The organism is Gemmata sp. SH-PL17 (assembly GCF_001610855.1).
GTDB lineage: Bacteria > Planctomycetota > Planctomycetia > Gemmatales > Gemmataceae > Gemmata > Gemmata massiliana.
Map to the genome: position 1 here is coordinate 8,045,422 of NZ_CP011271.1, position 15,903 is coordinate 8,061,324.

The following is a 15,903-nucleotide window of genomic DNA, read 5'->3' on the forward strand; positions in this document are numbered from 1 at the left end:
GGATCATTGAGATTTCATAAATCTATTTCCTACGAAATGCGAAATTTATCCCGGGCGATCGCCCGGGCCGGACTAATCTCGATATTGCCTGTTTCCACGTCAAATTAGCGTACCCAAGCGATTGAGTTGTGACCTCGCTCCAGCACTCTCATAGTATTCTACTTGCTTGTTATCTAGTGCCTGTCTAAATTGAATTCCACTCGCAGCCCACTCGCTCTCCAAACTCGATCTTTAAGATTTCTAAATAGCCTTCTCTCCGGCTTGGATTCGTTCCGTAAGGCCGCGACTACCTCTCGCAATTGGTTCGTTGAACGGGATTTGTTGCCCTCACGCCCGAAGTCCGCAAGTACCGTTGGCGAATATTTTCCATTTTCGTTCCTCCTTCTCGAGGAGTGTCATGAGGCGCGCGCAGAAACGGTTCCGTCCCGGGTTCACGCTGATCGAATTGTTGGTCGTGATCGCCATTATTGCGATTCTCATCGGGTTACTGCTCCCCGCGGTTCAAAAGGTCCGCGACGCCGCGGCCCGGACCCAGTGCATCAACAACCTGAAGCAGCAGGGGCTCGCGCTCCACGCCTTCCACGACGCCAACAACGCGCTCCCCCAGGGCCAGTCCCCGTGGGCCACGGCGTACTCACCGCCCTACGAGGGGGCGTGGTCGTGGATGAACTACATCCTCCCCTACCTGGAGCAGGACAACGCATTCCAGCAGGCCAAGGCGTTCGCGCCGACCAACCCGTACTCGTGGAGCAACCCGGCCTGCGCGCTGAAAATGAAGATGTACGTGTGCCCGGCGGACTCGCGCGGGAACCAGGCGTACCCGGGGGCCGCGTCCGGGATCGCCGACCAAGCCACGACCGGGTACCTCGGTAACTCCGGGACCACCTCGACCGCGTTCGACGGCGTGCTCTACATGAAGTCCCGCGTTCACCTGACGCACATCACGGACGGGACCAGCAACACGCTGCTGGTCGGCGAGCGCCCGCCGAACTCGAACCTCGAATTCGGCTGGTGGTTCTCCGCTTACGGGTACGACGGCCAGGGTAACGCCGACTGCGTGATGACGTCCAACGACCTGGCGATCGCGAACTACTTCATCACGAACTACTCCTCCGGGTCGAACCTCCCGTGCAACGGGACCGCAGCGCAAAAGATCGGGCTGCAAACGGGTAACCCGAATGTCGGGTGCGACGCCGCCCACTACTGGAGCTTCCACTCCGGCGGCGCCCAGTTCCTGATGGCCGACGGATCCGCGCGCCTCATCACCTACAGCAACAACGGCATCCTCGCGGCCCTCTCGACCCGGGCCGGGGGCGAAGTCACGACCATCGACTGATTCCGGTTATCGGATAGTGAGTCGATTTCGCAGAAGTTTAAACGCGCGGTCCGCTCTTCTGATGGCAGGAGAGCGGACCGCGCGCACGTTTAAGTCCCTTTCAGCACCTACGCGACCTCGGCAAGGTGCAGAAACAATCAGCGAACCCTCAGCGCCCGGCGCGTGTCTCAATCGTTGCCCGATAATCCCGTCCGCCCGGAAGGAGGTGCCCCATGCGTGCTATTGCGATCACCGTTCGCGTGGCGTGTGTTTTGACATTCTCTCTAATCCGAGGCATCTCCGATGAGCCGGAGGCGGCAGAAAGCGGACGAGTTTAAGACCCTCGCGGGCGACATCAGCCCCGAGGATGGTAGTGATCCCAAGGAGTTCCACGCGAAGCCGTGGAACGCCCCGAAGCAGGCCGGTCGTAAATCCCAGCAACTGTGCCGACAGGTCCGGGACGCGCTCCACAGTGCGTTCGCGGCATGTAGCGACCCGGCGATTCAAGCGGCGGGTGTCGTTACAGTGGAACCGGCCCCGCACTCGGGCCGGTTGCGGGTTCTGGTGAGCGTGCCGCCCGATTTCGACCACAGAACCGTGGCGGACGCGCTGGAGCGAGCGGCCGGGTTCCTGCGTAGTGAAGTGGCGTCAGCCATCAGTCGGCGGTACGCGCCGGAGCTGGTGTTCGAGGTCGTTCCGAGTTGATGTGAAACGCGGCCCGCCGGAGCATTTCGGCGGGCCGTTGAATTGAAGTTACTTCCCCTGATTCCAGTAAATGCGCGCGTTCCCCGTTTGCCGACCCACCGCGATGATGTCCACCTTGCCGTCGCCGTCGAGGTCGGCTGCGGTCAGGTCTTCGACCGCCACCCCGCCGTCGTCCAGAATCGTCCGCTCCCAGCGCGCCCCTTTACCGTCGGTGCATTTGTAGACGCGCGCCCCGCGGCGCTCCTTGAATGTGTCGCCCGCCTTCGGGTTCGGGTCATCGCGCACGCCAATGATGAGTTCGTCGACCTTGTCACCGTCGAGGTCCGCGAACCAGACCGCGTGGCCCCAGCGGAGTTGTTCATCAATGACGTGCCGCTCCCACAACTTCTCGCCCTCCTTCTCCGGCGCCGTGTAGACGACGACTTGGTTCCCGTGCCACGGCTCAATTGTGGCGATGGTGCCGAAGCGCCCTCCAACGCGGCCGACCTTGATCTCGCTCGCCCCGCGATTGCTCTTTGGGTTGGCTTGGTTACCCACCCCGATCTTGTTTGTCATCCACTTCCCCTTCTCTTCCGACAGAACGTGAACGCCGTCGTAACTGGTCACGTAGATGTTCGGGGTGGGATGTTCACGCCCAGTCGCTTGAGGGTATTCAGCCCAGAAATTGTGGGTGACGTTCAGTTCTTCCGAGAGCACCTCCGTCTTCCAGTTCTCCTTTTTCTCCGGGTCTTTCGCGGGCACCTTGAGTGCGACGACGCGCACCGGTTTGCCGTCGGTCCAGTTACCTTTGGCGCTCGACCCGCGCCCCATCAGCGGGACGTGAACGATCTCCGGTTTGCCGTCACCATCAATGTCGAACACCCGGACGCGGTGAACGGTGGGTTCATCGCACGGCAGTTCGTGCATCGTCCACTCGTCGGTGACGTTCTTCCCGCGCTTGAGCCAGATGAGTTGCGCCGCGGTCGCGGTGTCGAACGGCTTCCACGCGGCGCCGACCACCAGTTCCGGCAACCCGTCGCCGTCAATGTCGATGGGCGCGATGCACACGTTGTCCGGGCGCGTTTTGCCGTCGAGAATGACGTGTTTCTTCCACTGCTCGTCCGGTTTACCGGGGTTTTGGTACCACACGATCTTGTGCTGGTCGACGACCACGATGTCGAGCTTCTTGTCGCCATCAATGTCCGCGGTGATGACGGCGTACCCGATTTTCAGGCCCGTATCGATTTCCTGAGTTTTGAATTTCGGGAGGTCCGCCGCGAATAGGGGAGGTGCGGCGAGTGCGACGAGCGCGGAGAGTAAATAGCGCACGGTGGGTCGTTCTCCGTAAGGTGAAAACGGGCACTCAGCTTAACATGTCGGCCCGTTCGGTACACAGGTGCTTGCGGCCCGACAGTTGGGGACCGACAATATCGCTCTGGGATTGCGCGCGGTCCGGTGGCCGCGCGGTTCCGCGTTCGAGGGACGGTTGATGTCGATACCCGCGTCCCATCGCCCCGCGCGCGAGTGGCTGCTGCTCGTGATCGCGCTGCTCATCGTTGCCGGGGTGATCGCCCCGCTGTGGCAGATCATGGGCAGCCCCGAATCGCGCGACGAACTCGCGGCCCGGTGGACCCCGGAGCGCCTGGGGCGGCTGCTCCTCGGGTTCGAGCAGGTACTCTGTTACGTCTGCGCGGTGTGGGCAATTCTCATCCTCCAGAGCCGGTACCGCGAAGTGTTGCGCCAGCGCCGGGCGTTCGGGCTGGAGTTACTACCCACCGAAGAGGGTGCGCGGATTCTGCCGGAGGACGCCCGCCCGCTCGCGCGAAAAGTGGAACAAGTCACCGCGGGCCGGCCGTTCGTACTCGCCAACATGATCCGGCTCGGGCTGGGCAAGTTCGCGATCAGCAAGTCCGCGACGGACGTGGCCGAAGTGGTCCGCAACCAGGCCGATGTCGAGTTGTCGCGGTTGATTACGGGGATGTCCACGGTGCATTACCTCGCGTGGGCGATTCCGGCGATCGGGTTCGTCGGGACGGTCCGCGGGCTCGGCGGCGCGTTCGGCGCGAACGACCCCGATATCGCGGAGTTCACCCGCCAGGCGAAGGATCAACTGAAGATCGCGTTCGACTGCACGCTCGTGGCGCTCGTGCTGAGTTTGGGGCTGATGTACTTCGTTCACATGGTGCAGCGGGCCGAAGAGACGCTCGTCACGGACGCTCAGCAATACTGCCAAGAGCACCTGTTACTGCGGCTCTACGACCCGGCCGCGGAACACGCGGGGGTTTGAATTCGCGACAGTTGCAGTCCGGCGGATGGGCACGGCCGATAACGACCCCAACAACGGTGTACCGAATGCTGTGGTCTCGTAAACAAGCTCCCGTTCACGATCGCACGCGGTCGGTCGGTATCGACCTCACCGCGAGCCGCGCTCTGGCGGAAGCCGTTGGCGGGAAGCCGCGCACGCTCGTTTTCGACGAGCCGGACGCGGAACTCGCACAGTTCATTGCCGGCGACCGGCGCACTCCCGAAGTCGGGCGCGCGGGCGTCGCGCTGTGCCGCAAAGCGCCGCACGCGGTTTGCTCGAACTTCCTCCCGTCCCTCGGGCAAACGCGCGAGTGGAAACTCGGCCGGCACACGCTGAACGCGGAATCCGCGCTCGGCATCGTCTTCGAGCGGATGCGCGGTCCCGTCGCCCACGAATCCGAAGCGGTGGTGCTCTCGCTGCCCGTGTATCTCGGCCCCGCACAGGTTGCGCGCGTAGGGGCGACCGCCGTCCGCGTCAAATTCCCGTTGAAGGGCACTGCGGTGGGCGCCCTGGCCCTGGCCGCGGACCGAGCCGCTACGCTTTTGACCGGGAAACCGGCCGCGCCTCAAGCCACGAGCGCGGACTGGGTGGTTCCGCTCCGGCCCGCGTCCGGCGGTCCCGGCGCGGTCATCGTGCTCGACGCGGACGAGTTCGCCTGTTCCGCGGCGCTCGTTTCCGTGGAGCGCGACCTCGTTCGCATGGTCGGTTCGGCCGTGTGGCCGCGGTTATCGGTCAAGGCGTGGAAGGACCGGCTCCTGGATGGGATTTCGGACCGGTGCGTTCGGTTGTGTCGGCGCGACCCGCGCGATTCCGCCGACGCGGAACAGGCGCTCTTCGAGCAACTCGACGAGGCCCTCGATCGCGCTCGCGCTGGGCAGCGCATGAGCCTCACTGTACGCACAGCCCACTGGTTCCAGGACGTGTTGCAACAACCGGAAGAGATCGAAGCACATTGCAGCGCACTCGCGCGGCTAACCGGGGATTCGGTCCGCGATTTCGTCTCCGGTATCGGACTGGCCGCCCCCCCTCGTGCGGTGTGGCTAACGGACGCGGCAGCCCGGCTCCCGGGGTTCGTGCGCGCGGTCCACGCGAACACGCCGGAGGGCACCGCGGTCGAGATCCTACCTCCGAATGCGATTGCGACCGCGACCGCGGCACTTGTCCCGCGCTGGCTCGCCGAGAACCTACCTCGCGCGCACCTGGATAGCGTGATCCCGCTGCCGAAGGATTCGACCGCGTTCACCGAAGCCGCGAAGAAGCCCGCCGCCCCGCGGACCGGCGGCTGACACCCGGAGGAGCTATGCGCGTTCGCCACAAGCAGCCGACCCTGGTCAGCATGTGGATGCTGGACGTGTTCTGCTGCGCGCTCGGCTGCGTCACGCTCCTGTTCCTCCTCAACAGCCGGATGGCCACTGAGAGCGCGAAGGCGAACCGCACCGCGCTCCTGGACCTAGAAAACACCGACAAGAAACTCGCCGCGGCGCTGGCCGCGCTCGATTCGACCAAACTGAAACTCACGTCCGAACAGGCCGAACGCGGAAAACTCGCCGCAGCGCTCACGGAACTCGAAGGCGTGCGACTCAAACTGGTGAACGAGGCGAAGCAGCTCGCGGACCAACTCAAACTGGCCCGCACCGAGAAAGAGGAAACCGGGCGCAAGCTCGCCGTTGCACGCGACGAAGCGAAAGCGGCCCAGGAGCGACTCGACGCGACCCAACTCGACCTCGCCGCAATTGAGAAGAAGGCCGGCGCGACCGCCAAGGAACTGGCGACCGCGCGCGCGGAGATGACCGACGCGGACCTGTTGCTCAAGAAGCGGCAAAAGGACATCGAATCGCTGACGAAGAAGGACGCCACGACCGCGGCGCAAGTGGACGGGCTTCAGCGGCTCGTGCGCACGAAGGACGACGAGCGACTCGCAATGGAAGCCCGCGTGAGCACCGCGCAGAAGGAACTCACGGACCTCGAAGCCCGGCTCCGTGCGACACAAAAGGCACTCGACGCGAAACTCGACGAAGCGCGAGCCGCAGCGAAGGGGATGGCCGAGGAGCTGGCCGCGGCGAAGGCGGGCATGGCGAAGGCCGGCGAGGAACTGGGCACCGCCCGCGCACAGATCAAAGACCTCACCAGGAAAGTCGACGACGCGAACGTCACCATCATTGACCTTCAAGGCGACAAGGCGAAGCTGGCCGACAAGTACAACAAGTTCCAGAAGGACTCCGAGTCGCGATTCGCCGGAGTCGCGATGACCGGCAAACGGGTCGTGTTTCTCGTGGACATGTCCGGGAGCATGGGCAAGCGCGACCTCCAGACGCTCGACAGCACCAAGTGGCCCCTGGTGATCGAAACCGTGTGCAAGGTGATGCGGAGCATCCCCACACTGGAGCAGTACCAGGTGATCGTGTTTTCGAGTTCGGCGCGGTGGCTGTTCGACAACGGAGAGTGGCGGACGTTCGCGGGTGAGAGATCAGTCGAGGACGCGCGGACGGCGCTCCTCAAAGTGAAACCGGTGGACGACACGAACGTGTTCGCGGCGTTCGAGAAAGCGTTCAGCCTGCGCCCCAACGGGCTCGACACGATCTACCTGTTTTCCGACGGCCTCCCGACGAGTGGCCCCGGACTGACCCCGGCCCAGGAACGGGCGAACCCACCGCTCTCGGAAACGGAACAGGGAACGATTTTGGGCAAGCACGTGCGTGACACGCTCGACCGCTCGTGGAACCGCCCGGCTGTGGGCCAACCAAAGGTCCGCATCAACGCGGTCGGGTTCTATTTCGAGAGCGTCGAAGTCGGCGCGTTTCTCTGGGCATTAGCCCGCGACAACGACGGCAGTTTCGTGGGGATGTCGCGCCCCTGAGATGAACTCGGGACTCAGTCTTTATTGTCCAAAATGATCAACCTTCACCCGTTTCGGCTTTTGGAGAATGTGAACGAAGAAACTCGCAAAGCCTCCGGATCGATTCCAAATAACGAATCATCTTATCTGGTTTCACCGCTCGTTGTCCGTTGTGTACGATGTTGTTTCGCTCTTCGATAGCTTCCCGACAATCCCGAAGTGTTCCTGCTGACATCTGTTCTTCTGTGAAGAGAAGCGGGAACAGGTAGGACACCGTAGCAGTGAACCCCAAATGCCTCCGGTGTGCCTTCAGGTTCGCTACACCGAACCGCTCCGATGAACGGTAAAACCAATCGACCGAACGACTGCGGTCGGTAAAATTCCCGACCGCGATCTCTAACGCTGAAACGGCTTCGATCACTGCTGTTCGGGATTGGTCTTGAGAGCGGTAGTCGTCTGCCGCGGTTAGGAGTGCTCCCACGGTATCGGGGCGGCGTTCCATCAACTGCCCAATTGTTTTCCACTCCCCGCTCCCAACTCGTCTCGACTCGGGACACCACCAACTACGGAAGACCCCGGAGCGCGTATCCGTCAGTCTCATCCACTCCGACCCGTCGATACTGACTCTCGCCCGAAATTGGACGAAATCAGAATGGATATCTCGCCCCTCCATCTTGCGCTCTTCCAACCAGTATTGTCCCCGCTCCGCTCGAACGTGGCCAATAACTCGGTTGTATCCAAACAGGACGTTCCGGTGAATCCGCTCGGTTAGTTCTTGGTGTTGTCTGAGTAGTCCGGCGTCATATGCACTGGCAAAGTGGCTCGGGTCGAACTGTGTTTCGCTACTCAGTTGGATGAACACATCCGCCACCTCGTCCTCAACCGTCACACCCTCGACCAACACCTGGAGCTTCCCGACCCACACCTCCAAGTTGTGTTGCCTCCCCTCGACCTTCCGAGAGCTAGCGACCAGTTGGACGCACTCTTGATCCGCCCAGTAACGACAAGTCATCCCGTCCGTGACTAAGACGAGCGCGTCGCTGATCGTTTCTGGTAACCACTCGTAGAAAATGATTGGGTGGCCGTTTCGCCTCTCGTCGTCATCGAGCGGGATCGTCATTCGAGCTGCAAGCATCTTTCCCATCGTTTCGCCTTTCAGGTGAAAAACCTGTCCCGCCAATCCGTTCCTAACAGGACAGGGCACAATTCTTGACGGTTCGGACGGTGTCGTCTGCGGAAATGACCCGTTGTTTTGAGCTTGGAAAGCAGCGGGAAAGACAAACAAGCGTCAGCAAAACGAATAAACGCTTCCGTTTGCTTTGTTGGGGCACCCGTCCATGAAAAGAGTTCCAATTTTTGCCTGATCGGTCAAAAGCATGGAGCAGATCTGACGGACGTCTTCCCAGAGCCCTCTCCCAATCGGCCTCTCGTTTCACTTCCGCAAACAGTCATTAACTGCCCCTCCTGAGTCACCCTACGTTCTTGCGGGCAGTCACCCTCGGACGAATCGAGTTTGATGGTCCGATCGCTTGTAGCGGAGTCAGCCTTTGGCTGTTGGAGTGCGGGGACGGCGGCGACGAGATGCGTAGTGACGATTTTTCGGAGCGGGCAGGCGAGGGCCTCTAGTCGGGAGTTTGCTGACAAGGGGTGGTGGTTTACCACAGGGTATGTAGGTGCAATGTTGATAGGTGACTCGAAGCCGGAGCAATTCAACGGAACGTTTGGAGTAGATCGATGGTTCCCACGCTCGTTCTTACTCTGGCTCTCACTCCGGGTGTCGACGTTTTCGGCGGGGCCAGGGCCGAACCGCTCGGGCCGAAAGCCTACCCGCCCGTCTACGTCCCGGCCGAAGCCCCGTCCGGGTATCTCTACTGCCCCGCGGTCGATCTCAACCCGATACCGCGTGGGACCGCGGTCAAGTATGCGCCGAAAGCAGGCGACATTCTCCTGCTCAGTGACCCCGATCCCCTATTCAACGTCCTGTACGTGTTCGCCCGGAGCGGGAAGCCGGGGCACTGCGCGCTGGTCGTCACGATGCCGGACGGACGGCCCGGGGTACTCGAATCGGGGTTCAGCTTCACCCCCTTTACGCGGGTGACGCCGCTGGACTACTGCGTGAATCTGTACGCGGGCCACATCTGGGTGCGGCAGCGCGAGACGCCGCTGACGCCGGAACAGGACCGCCGGCTGACCGAGTTCGCGGTGACGGCCGAGGGCGGGAAGTACAACCTGCCGAGCTTTGCTTCGCAGCTCACACTGTTTCGCGCTCGCAACCCGATCGTGACGCGGTTCGTGGGCAAGCCGGTCGGTCCCGGCCACAAGTACGTCTGCGTGCAAATCGTGGTGGAAGCTCTGGTCCATGCGGGGCTGGTCGACGCGAAGACCGCGCGCCCCAAAGCGACCTACGCGCAGGATCTCTTCTACGACCGGTCGCGGAACCCCTACATCGACCGGCACCCGCCGCTCGCCGGGCGGGGGTGGAGTGAACCACAGTTGTGGACCCCGATCCCGGGGACCGCTCTCCGCGGGAGCGACCGGCCGAAGCCCCCCGCCGCCTGGCCTGGGGCCGGTGGCGCGCTCGTGGTCAATCCGATTCCGACCGGCACTCAGCAGCCCCCGGTGCCCACCGTCGTCGGGGCCGTTCCCGGTGACCCCAGCGCCCCCGTGTCACAGTCCCCACCGTCGCGCATTCGCTACCTCGACCGGCCGTACCGCCTGTTCTCTCGCCGCTAACTCGTCGCCGTTTTGCCCCGGCTCTTTTGCTGGGGCGCAGAGTGATTCAACGGGTGGCGATTCGCGATGCCACTATTCGCGTCTTCGGAGGCGTGAATAGTGACATCGCTGACTATCATTTCCGCATGGCCTCTCTCGAAGACAACATCCTGAAGACCGTGCGCGACGCGGACCGCGGGCGCCGGAACCTCACCGCGCTCGCCGGGCACCTCGGTGCGTCCGCGGCCGAGCTGTTCGCGCCGCTCGGTCGGCTACTCCCGCGAACCGCCGACCCGGATATGGCGCTCAATAACTTGGAGCGCCTGTTCGCACGGCCGGAAGCTCGAACGCACCTCCCCGCGCTGCTCGAATCGCGCGCACGCGAACTCGACGCCACGCTCCAACTGCTCGCCACCTCGCAGTTCTTCGCGGACACGCTCGCGGCCTACCCCGAGTTCCTCGCGACCGTGTTCCACATCCCCAAACGGAACCCCTCCACGCCCGAACTCATCGTGCAGTTGAAGGCCGAGGTGGACGCGGCCGGCGACGACGCGGGCGTGCTGCGTGCGCTCCGCCGGTTCCGCGACCGGCACACGCTCCGCATCGGCATCGGCGACGTCATCCGCGACCGGCCGCTCGAAGAGATCACCCGCGAGCTTTCCCGGCTCGCGGACACATCGATTGAAGTCGCACTTCAGCAAGCGCTGCGAACCGTTTCGATGCGGTTCGGGAGCCCGACCGCGCCGACCGGTCAACCCGCCCGTATCACCGCGCTCGCGTTCGGCAAACTCGGCGGCGATGAACTGAACTATTCGAGCGACATCGACCTGATGTTCGTGTATGACTTCGACGGCGAAACGAATCGGCGGTCGGGCGTGAGCAACGCCGAATTCTTCGGCCGCGTCGTGAGCGAGGTGGTGCGCCTGCTGTCGAGCCACACCGACCGCGGGTTCGCGTACCGGGTGGACCTGCGCCTCCGGCCCGAGGGCAACCGCGGTCCGCTCGCGCGGAGCCTAGCGAGCACGCTCAGCTACTACGACACGATGGGCCGCACCTGGGAGCGCCAGGCGCTCATCAAGCTGCGACACGTGGGCGGCGACCCGGCCCTCGCACGCGATTTCCTCTCGGCCGTCGAGCCGTTCGTGTACCGCAAGTATTTCAGCTTTTCGGAGATCAACGAGGTCAAGGCGCTCAAGCGCCAAATGGAAGCGAAGGCCCAGCGCGCGCAGACGAGCGAAACGGACTTCCCGCGCGACGTGAAGACCGGGCGCGGCGGCATCCGCGACATCGAGTACACGGTCCAGTTCCTCCAACTGCTCAACGGCGGCGACCTCCCCGCCGTGCGCCAGCGGAACACGCTGCTCGCGCTCGAAGCGCTGGAAATCGCCGGGTGCTTAAGTTCGCAGGAAACGTACATTCTCGCGGACGCCTACCGGTTCCTGCGCAAGACCGAGCACCGGTTGCAACTGCTGTTCGATCTCCAAACGCACAAACTACCCGCGGAGGGAGACGAATTGCGGAAACTCGCGCGGCGAATGGGGTACACGGTAGCGCCGGACGCGGAACGCGGAACGCGGAACGAAGACGACTCACCGCAAGTCCCAGAGGGCGGAGAACTCGGTCCCGAGAGCGGTACATCGAGTTCCGCGCTCCGAGTGGCGAGCCCCGCACTCTCCGCGCAGCGCCGCTCGCCGCTCGACGAGTCCGACCCGCCGCCGCTCGACACGCGCGACCTGCTCATCGATCCGCTCGACCGGTTCCTGAAAGACTTGCAGGACAAAACGTCAATCGACCGCACCATCCTGAACCACCTGCTCCACCAGTCGTTTCAGGGGGAAGACGGGCGCTCCGAGCCGGAAGCGGATCTCATTCTCGATCCGGACCCGGACGCGGAAACCGTGCGTGCGGTGCTCGGGCGCTACCCGTTCCGCGACGTGCCGAAGGCGTTCGCCAACCTGTCCGCGTTGGCGCGAGAGAGCGTACCGTTCCTGTCCGCGCGGCGGTGCCGGCACTTCCTGGCGAGCATCGCGCCGCCACTCTTGCGCGCCGTGGCCGCCAGCCCGGACCCGGATGCGGCGCTCACCGACTTGGAGCGCGTCAGCGCCTCGCTCGGCGCAAAAGCCGTGTTGTGGGAACTGTTCAGCATCAGCACACCGAGTCTGAAACTGTACGTCGAACTGTGCGCCGGTAGCCCGTACCTTTCCGGGTTGCTCATCAACAACCCGGGCATGGTGGACGAACTGCTCGATTCGCTCGTGCTCAACCAACCGCGGACGGCCGATGAACTGCGCGCAGAACTGACGGAACTCCTCCGAGGTGCTACGGACCCGGACCCGATTCTGCACAGCTTTCAGGACAAAGAGTTCCTGCGCATCGGCGTGGGCGACCTGCTCGGCAAGGCGGACGTGCGCGTCACCACCGCGGCGCTGTCTGATGTGGCCGACACGATTCTGAATCAGGTCGTGGAACTGGTCGAACCTTCGGTCCGGGCGAAGTTCGGCGATCCGATCCTTGAAGTAGACGAAAGCGTCGCTGATTCGCCCGCGCCACCCGCCCATCCGGAATGCCCCTACGTTCTCTTGGGACTCGGCAAACTTGGCGGGCGCGAGATCAGCTACCACAGTGATCTTGACCTGTTGCTCGTGTACGCGGTCGATGGCACTACGTCGCGCGGCGAAGCAAATCGCTTGTACTTCACAGAACTGGCGCAGCGCGTCATCAAAACCACGAGCCGGATGGGGCCGATGGGTCGGCTCTACGAAGTGGACATGCGGTTGCGGCCGACGGGCAAGTCCGGGAGCCTCGTGCTGCCGCTGTCCGAGTTCCGCCGGTATTTCGCGGGATCGACGTGCCAACTCTGGGAGCGCCAGGCACTCGCCCGTGCGCGGGTCGTTCGCGGCGAGGCTCAGTTCGCGGACGAGGCGACGGCCGCGATCCGCGTCGCGATGCTCGGCCCCGCGTGGCACCCAGACGTGGTGGATGAAGTGCGGGCGATGCGACAGAAGCTCGAAGCGACCGCCAGCCAGTGGAGCCTGAAGCGCGGACCGGGTGGTTTAACGGACGTCGAGTTCGCGGTGCAGTTGCTTCAGTTGAAGTACGGGCGTGAGCACCCGGACGTTCTGAAGCCCAACATTTGGGACGCACTCAATGCCCTAGCCGCGGCCGGTGTGCTCCCCGCGAACGAGGCAATGGCCCTGCGAGACGGGTACTCGTTCTTGCGCCTCGTGGAAGCGCGCCTGCGCATCGTGACCGACCGACCGCTGACCGAGATCCCCGAAGCGGCCGACGATCGAGCGAAGCTCGCTCACCGGCTCGGGTTCGCGACTCCTGCGGACTTCCTCGCCGCGTTCCGTCAGGCCACTGCCGGCATCCGCGCGGCTTACGTCGCCGTCACCGCGCGCGAACGGTCGTAGTCGGACCGCCGGGCAATGTCGGCCCCAACCGCCCAATTTCGCAGCGCCGGGCGATTCTGAAATCCGCGAAACAGGAAAACGTCTGAATGGGTAGAATGCGTGTGGCCGATGTCCGAATCAAGCCGCCGACTACTGCGCCGGACCGATTCCTCTCGGAAAGGATCAAAACTTATGGTGCGTTTTTCACGCCTGGGCTTAGCGGCCCTGTTCGCCGCGACCCTGGCCGCCCCCGTCGCCCGCGCTGCCGAACCGGACAAACTCCTCCCGGCCGAAGCGGATACCGTCGCTTACATCAACTTCAAGCAGATCCTCGAATCCGACATCGTTAAGAAATACGCCCTGGACCAGATCAAGCAGGCGCTTGCCGGCCAGGACGCCAAGAAATTCCTGGAGGAAATCGGCCTCGACCCGATGAAGGACGTCGAAAAGGTTTGGGTCGGGATGTCCGGCTCGACCCCGGACGACACGAAGGCTCTCCTGATTATTCACGGCACCTTCGATCCGGAAAAGCTGTTCAAGGCCGCATCCGCGATCACCAAGAAGGACGGCGACAAGTTCAGCATGGTGAAGGACGGCAACGTCACCATGTTCAAGTACCAACCGGACCAGGGCAACCCGGTCTACGGTACCGTTGTGGACGACACCACCGTCATCGCTGGGACGGACAAGAAGCTCATTGCAAACGCGCTGAAGCAGTCCGAAGAGAAGAAAAAGGCTCCGATCAAGGCCGAACTCACCGACCTCGTCAAGCAACAGGACGAAAAGGCGTCGCTGTTCGTCGCGTCGCTGGTGAAGGGCAAGCTCGATAACGTGAACCTGCCCGCGCAGTCGCCGATCGACCTGTCCGGGATCGCCAAGGGGCTCCCGAAGACCAACACCCTCAGCTTCGTCATCCGCGCCACGGCGGACGTCAACCTGGAAGTCACGTTCGGGATGAAGGACGAAGAGGCTGCTTCCGACATGGGCGACGCGGTCGCGAAACTCGTCAAGGACATCGAAGGGTTCGTCCCGGCGCTGGTCGCGTTCGAGCCGAAGGCCAAACAACTCGGCGAGATTCTCAAAACGGTTAAGTCCGACGTGAAGAAGAGCAACGTCACCCTCTCCGGGAAGGTGGCCGGCACGATCATCGGCAAGTTGGTCACGCCAGAAGGCTAAACCCACGAGTTACGAAATTAACGAAACACGGGCAGCATAAAAGCTGTCCGTGTTTGTTTTTGCGCGAAATTGAGGTGAGCAAGCCGTGGCCGTCTCGGTTCACACTTCGGGGATTTCGATGTCGTCGAGCGGATCGCTTTCGGGGCTGTCGGCGGCTCGTTTGCTTTGATTCGCCTTGATGAGTGTTGCGACGTCGTCCCAATTCACCGCGGCAAAAATCTCGTCTAAGTGCCGCACCACGCCCAACAAGCTCGCGGACGCCATCTCGAAGTTGGTGTGCGGGGAGAACTCTTTGAAGTGATCGCGGAAGTGCTCCGCAACGCGGCGGAGTTTGGGTAGCTTTCCCTTCAACCGGCGCAAAAAGTCACCGTGATCGCCGCGCTGGAACGCCGGCTCGACGGCCCGAATGCTGTCGTACAGCGTCCGGGGAACGTCGAGCATGTCCTCGTTGTCCTGGACTTCGTCCGCGTGCTTGAGAAACGTGCGGATCATCCAGGCGTGTGCGAGGACCGTGTTTGACCGTGCGACGGCCTCTTCGGGGCTCATGGCTGCGCCGGCGCGGGGCTGGGGTTCTCGGTCGGTGCGGCCGGGGGCGGAGAAGCCGGCTTGCCCTTCGAGGCTTCCGCTTCTTCCTTCGACATCAGCACCAGGAACGTACCGACCGCGACAAGAACGATCCCGGCCCACAGTTTCCAGCCCGGCATGTCGAAGTGGAAGTTGCTCCACTCGCCGGTCTTCGCGTTCGGGTGCCACACGGAGCTGAGCACCGTGTTGATGAGCGGCGCGAGGCAGAAAATGAGAGGGGCGATGTACATCCGGTACGTCGCGGGATTCACACCCTCGATCTTCGCCTGATCGACCGCGGCCTTGCTCGCGAAGATCACGCAGATCGCGCCGACCGCGCCCGCCACACCCGCCAGCCCGCTGAACACGAGGCCCACCGCGCGCCAGTTCGCCTGGGCGTCGTCGCGGGTCGCCATAAGTACAACCGGGATGACCACGGCCATCACCATGTACGCCACGCCGACCGACAGAATGGACGCCAGCCGCCCGCCGACGCCGATCGCGTTCCCTTGTGCGTTGAGCGGGCTGAGCATCTGCCCGCCGAAGAAAATGATCGGCACGTAGGTGCCCCACGCCAGTCCTGCGAGAATGACGTAGCCCCACCACGGGATGCTGTTCATTGATGGTCCAAAATGCGGAACGCGGAACGCAGAATTCGGAGTTCGGAACGAAGAACACGTCTTCGCTCCGCGATCCGAACTCCGCGTTCCGCGCTGGAAAAGAGTGACCCTATGGGGATTCGAACCCCAGTTCCTGCCTTGAAAGGGCAGTGTCCTAGGCCACTAGACGATAGGGCCACGTCTTGAAGTCGGCGCTGCCGAGGACACAACATTATTAGGGCCAATAGGGGGGCGTGGCAACGTGCGTACCGGAGATCGGGCACTAAAAAAGCGCCGAACCCGGGCCGGGTTCGGTCCGG

The 15,903-nt window shown here is 63.1% G+C and carries 12 protein-coding genes and 1 tRNA gene; 8 read left to right on the forward strand and 5 right to left on the reverse strand.

What is annotated here, in order from left to right; genetic code table 11:
- Positions 1-397: 397 nt before the first annotated feature.
- Both VT84_RS33520 and VT84_RS33525 read left to right on the forward strand, forming a co-directional pair.
- Positions 398-1,336 (forward strand): DUF1559 domain-containing protein, encoded by a 939-nt coding sequence (locus VT84_RS33520; protein WP_052550943.1) that lies wholly within the window; start codon positions 398-400, stop codon positions 1,334-1,336.
- A 282-nt stretch (positions 1,337-1,618) separates the two neighbouring features.
- Positions 1,619-2,020: a ribosome-binding factor A gene (locus VT84_RS33525; RefSeq protein ID WP_052550942.1), complete on the forward strand. Its 402-nt coding sequence runs from the start codon at positions 1,619-1,621 to the stop codon at positions 2,018-2,020.
- A 48-nt stretch (positions 2,021-2,068) separates the two neighbouring features.
- On the opposite strand, the gene VT84_RS33530 is transcribed toward VT84_RS33525, so the two are convergent.
- On the reverse strand, positions 2,069-3,328 hold the full coding sequence (locus VT84_RS33530; protein ID WP_082842604.1) for an FG-GAP repeat domain-containing protein: 1,260 nt from the start codon (positions 3,326-3,328) through the stop codon (positions 2,069-2,071).
- A gap of 160 nt (positions 3,329-3,488) precedes the next feature.
- Here VT84_RS33530 and VT84_RS33535 point away from each other — a divergent pair, with 160 nt between their 5' ends.
- The 3 genes from VT84_RS33535 (at position 3,489) to VT84_RS33545 (ending at position 7,161) form a co-directional block, all read left to right on the forward strand.
- Positions 3,489-4,286, forward strand: a complete 798-nt coding sequence (locus VT84_RS33535) for a MotA/TolQ/ExbB proton channel family protein (protein WP_052550938.1) — start codon at positions 3,489-3,491, stop codon at positions 4,284-4,286.
- A gap of 65 nt (positions 4,287-4,351) precedes the next feature.
- Positions 4,352-5,590, forward strand: coding sequence for a hypothetical protein (locus VT84_RS33540; protein ID WP_082842605.1), 1,239 nt, complete (start codon positions 4,352-4,354; stop codon positions 5,588-5,590).
- A gap of 14 nt (positions 5,591-5,604) precedes the next feature.
- Complete coding sequence (locus VT84_RS33545; RefSeq protein WP_082842606.1) at positions 5,605-7,161, forward strand: VWA domain-containing protein; 1,557 nt, start codon at positions 5,605-5,607, stop codon at positions 7,159-7,161.
- Between the two features lie 37 nt (positions 7,162-7,198).
- Here VT84_RS33545 and VT84_RS33550 read toward each other — a convergent pair whose 3' ends face one another.
- Positions 7,199-8,284, reverse strand: a complete 1,086-nt coding sequence (locus VT84_RS33550; protein ID WP_082842607.1) for a hypothetical protein — start codon at positions 8,282-8,284, stop codon at positions 7,199-7,201.
- A gap of 590 nt (positions 8,285-8,874) precedes the next feature.
- On the opposite strand from VT84_RS33550, the gene VT84_RS33555 reads away from it, so the two are divergent.
- The 3 genes from VT84_RS33555 (at position 8,875) to VT84_RS33565 (ending at position 14,420) form a co-directional block, all read left to right on the forward strand.
- Positions 8,875-9,873 (forward strand): hypothetical protein, encoded by a 999-nt coding sequence (locus tag VT84_RS33555; RefSeq protein WP_082842608.1) that lies wholly within the window; start codon positions 8,875-8,877, stop codon positions 9,871-9,873.
- A 125-nt stretch (positions 9,874-9,998) separates the two neighbouring features.
- Positions 9,999-13,265: a bifunctional [glutamate--ammonia ligase]-adenylyl-L-tyrosine phosphorylase/[glutamate--ammonia-ligase] adenylyltransferase gene (gene glnE, locus VT84_RS33560; protein WP_082842609.1), complete on the forward strand. Its 3,267-nt coding sequence runs from the start codon at positions 9,999-10,001 to the stop codon at positions 13,263-13,265.
- A gap of 171 nt (positions 13,266-13,436) precedes the next feature.
- Positions 13,437-14,420 carry a hypothetical protein gene (locus VT84_RS33565; protein WP_052550924.1) on the forward strand — a complete coding sequence of 328 codons (984 nt, stop codon included), beginning with the start codon at positions 13,437-13,439 and terminating at the stop codon, positions 14,418-14,420.
- A gap of 99 nt (positions 14,421-14,519) precedes the next feature.
- On the opposite strand, the gene VT84_RS33570 is transcribed toward VT84_RS33565, so the two are convergent.
- The 3 genes from VT84_RS33570 to VT84_RS33580 form a co-directional block, all read right to left on the reverse strand.
- A complete protein-coding gene (locus VT84_RS33570) occupies positions 14,520-14,966 on the reverse strand; it encodes a hypothetical protein (protein WP_052550922.1) in 447 nt (148 codons plus the stop codon).
- Positions 14,963-15,604 carry a hypothetical protein gene (locus VT84_RS33575; protein ID WP_052550920.1) on the reverse strand — a complete coding sequence of 214 codons (642 nt, stop codon included), beginning with the start codon at positions 15,602-15,604 and terminating at the stop codon, positions 14,963-14,965. Before VT84_RS33575 ends, VT84_RS33570 begins: the two co-directional genes overlap by 4 nt.
- A gap of 104 nt (positions 15,605-15,708) precedes the next feature.
- Positions 15,709-15,781 (reverse strand) — tRNA-Glu (locus tag VT84_RS33580).
- Positions 15,782-15,903: the final 122 nt, after the last annotated feature.

Bases quoted from the DNA above. Each gene is read 5' to 3' on its own strand.
- VT84_RS33575 (WP_052550920.1), bottom strand. From the start codon at position 15,604: ATGAACAGCATCCCGTGGTGGGGCTACGTCATTCTCGCAGGACTGGCG.
- VT84_RS33535 (WP_052550938.1), top strand. From the start codon at position 3,489: ATGTCGATACCCGCGTCCCATCGCCCCGCGCGCGAGTGGCTGCTGCTC.
- VT84_RS33550 (WP_082842607.1), bottom strand. From the start codon at position 8,284: ATGGGAAAGATGCTTGCAGCTCGAATGACGATCCCGCTCGATGACGAC.
- VT84_RS33540 (WP_082842605.1), top strand. From the start codon at position 4,352: ATGCTGTGGTCTCGTAAACAAGCTCCCGTTCACGATCGCACGCGGTCG.
- VT84_RS33520 (WP_052550943.1), top strand. From the start codon at position 398: ATGAGGCGCGCGCAGAAACGGTTCCGTCCCGGGTTCACGCTGATCGAA.
- VT84_RS33545 (WP_082842606.1), top strand. From the start codon at position 5,605: ATGCGCGTTCGCCACAAGCAGCCGACCCTGGTCAGCATGTGGATGCTG.
- VT84_RS33525 (WP_052550942.1), top strand. From the start codon at position 1,619: ATGAGCCGGAGGCGGCAGAAAGCGGACGAGTTTAAGACCCTCGCGGGC.
- VT84_RS33555 (WP_082842608.1), top strand. From the start codon at position 8,875: ATGGTTCCCACGCTCGTTCTTACTCTGGCTCTCACTCCGGGTGTCGAC.
- glnE (WP_082842609.1), top strand. From the start codon at position 9,999: ATGGCCTCTCTCGAAGACAACATCCTGAAGACCGTGCGCGACGCGGAC.
- VT84_RS33565 (WP_052550924.1), top strand. From the start codon at position 13,437: ATGGTGCGTTTTTCACGCCTGGGCTTAGCGGCCCTGTTCGCCGCGACC.
- VT84_RS33570 (WP_052550922.1), bottom strand. From the start codon at position 14,966: ATGAGCCCCGAAGAGGCCGTCGCACGGTCAAACACGGTCCTCGCACAC.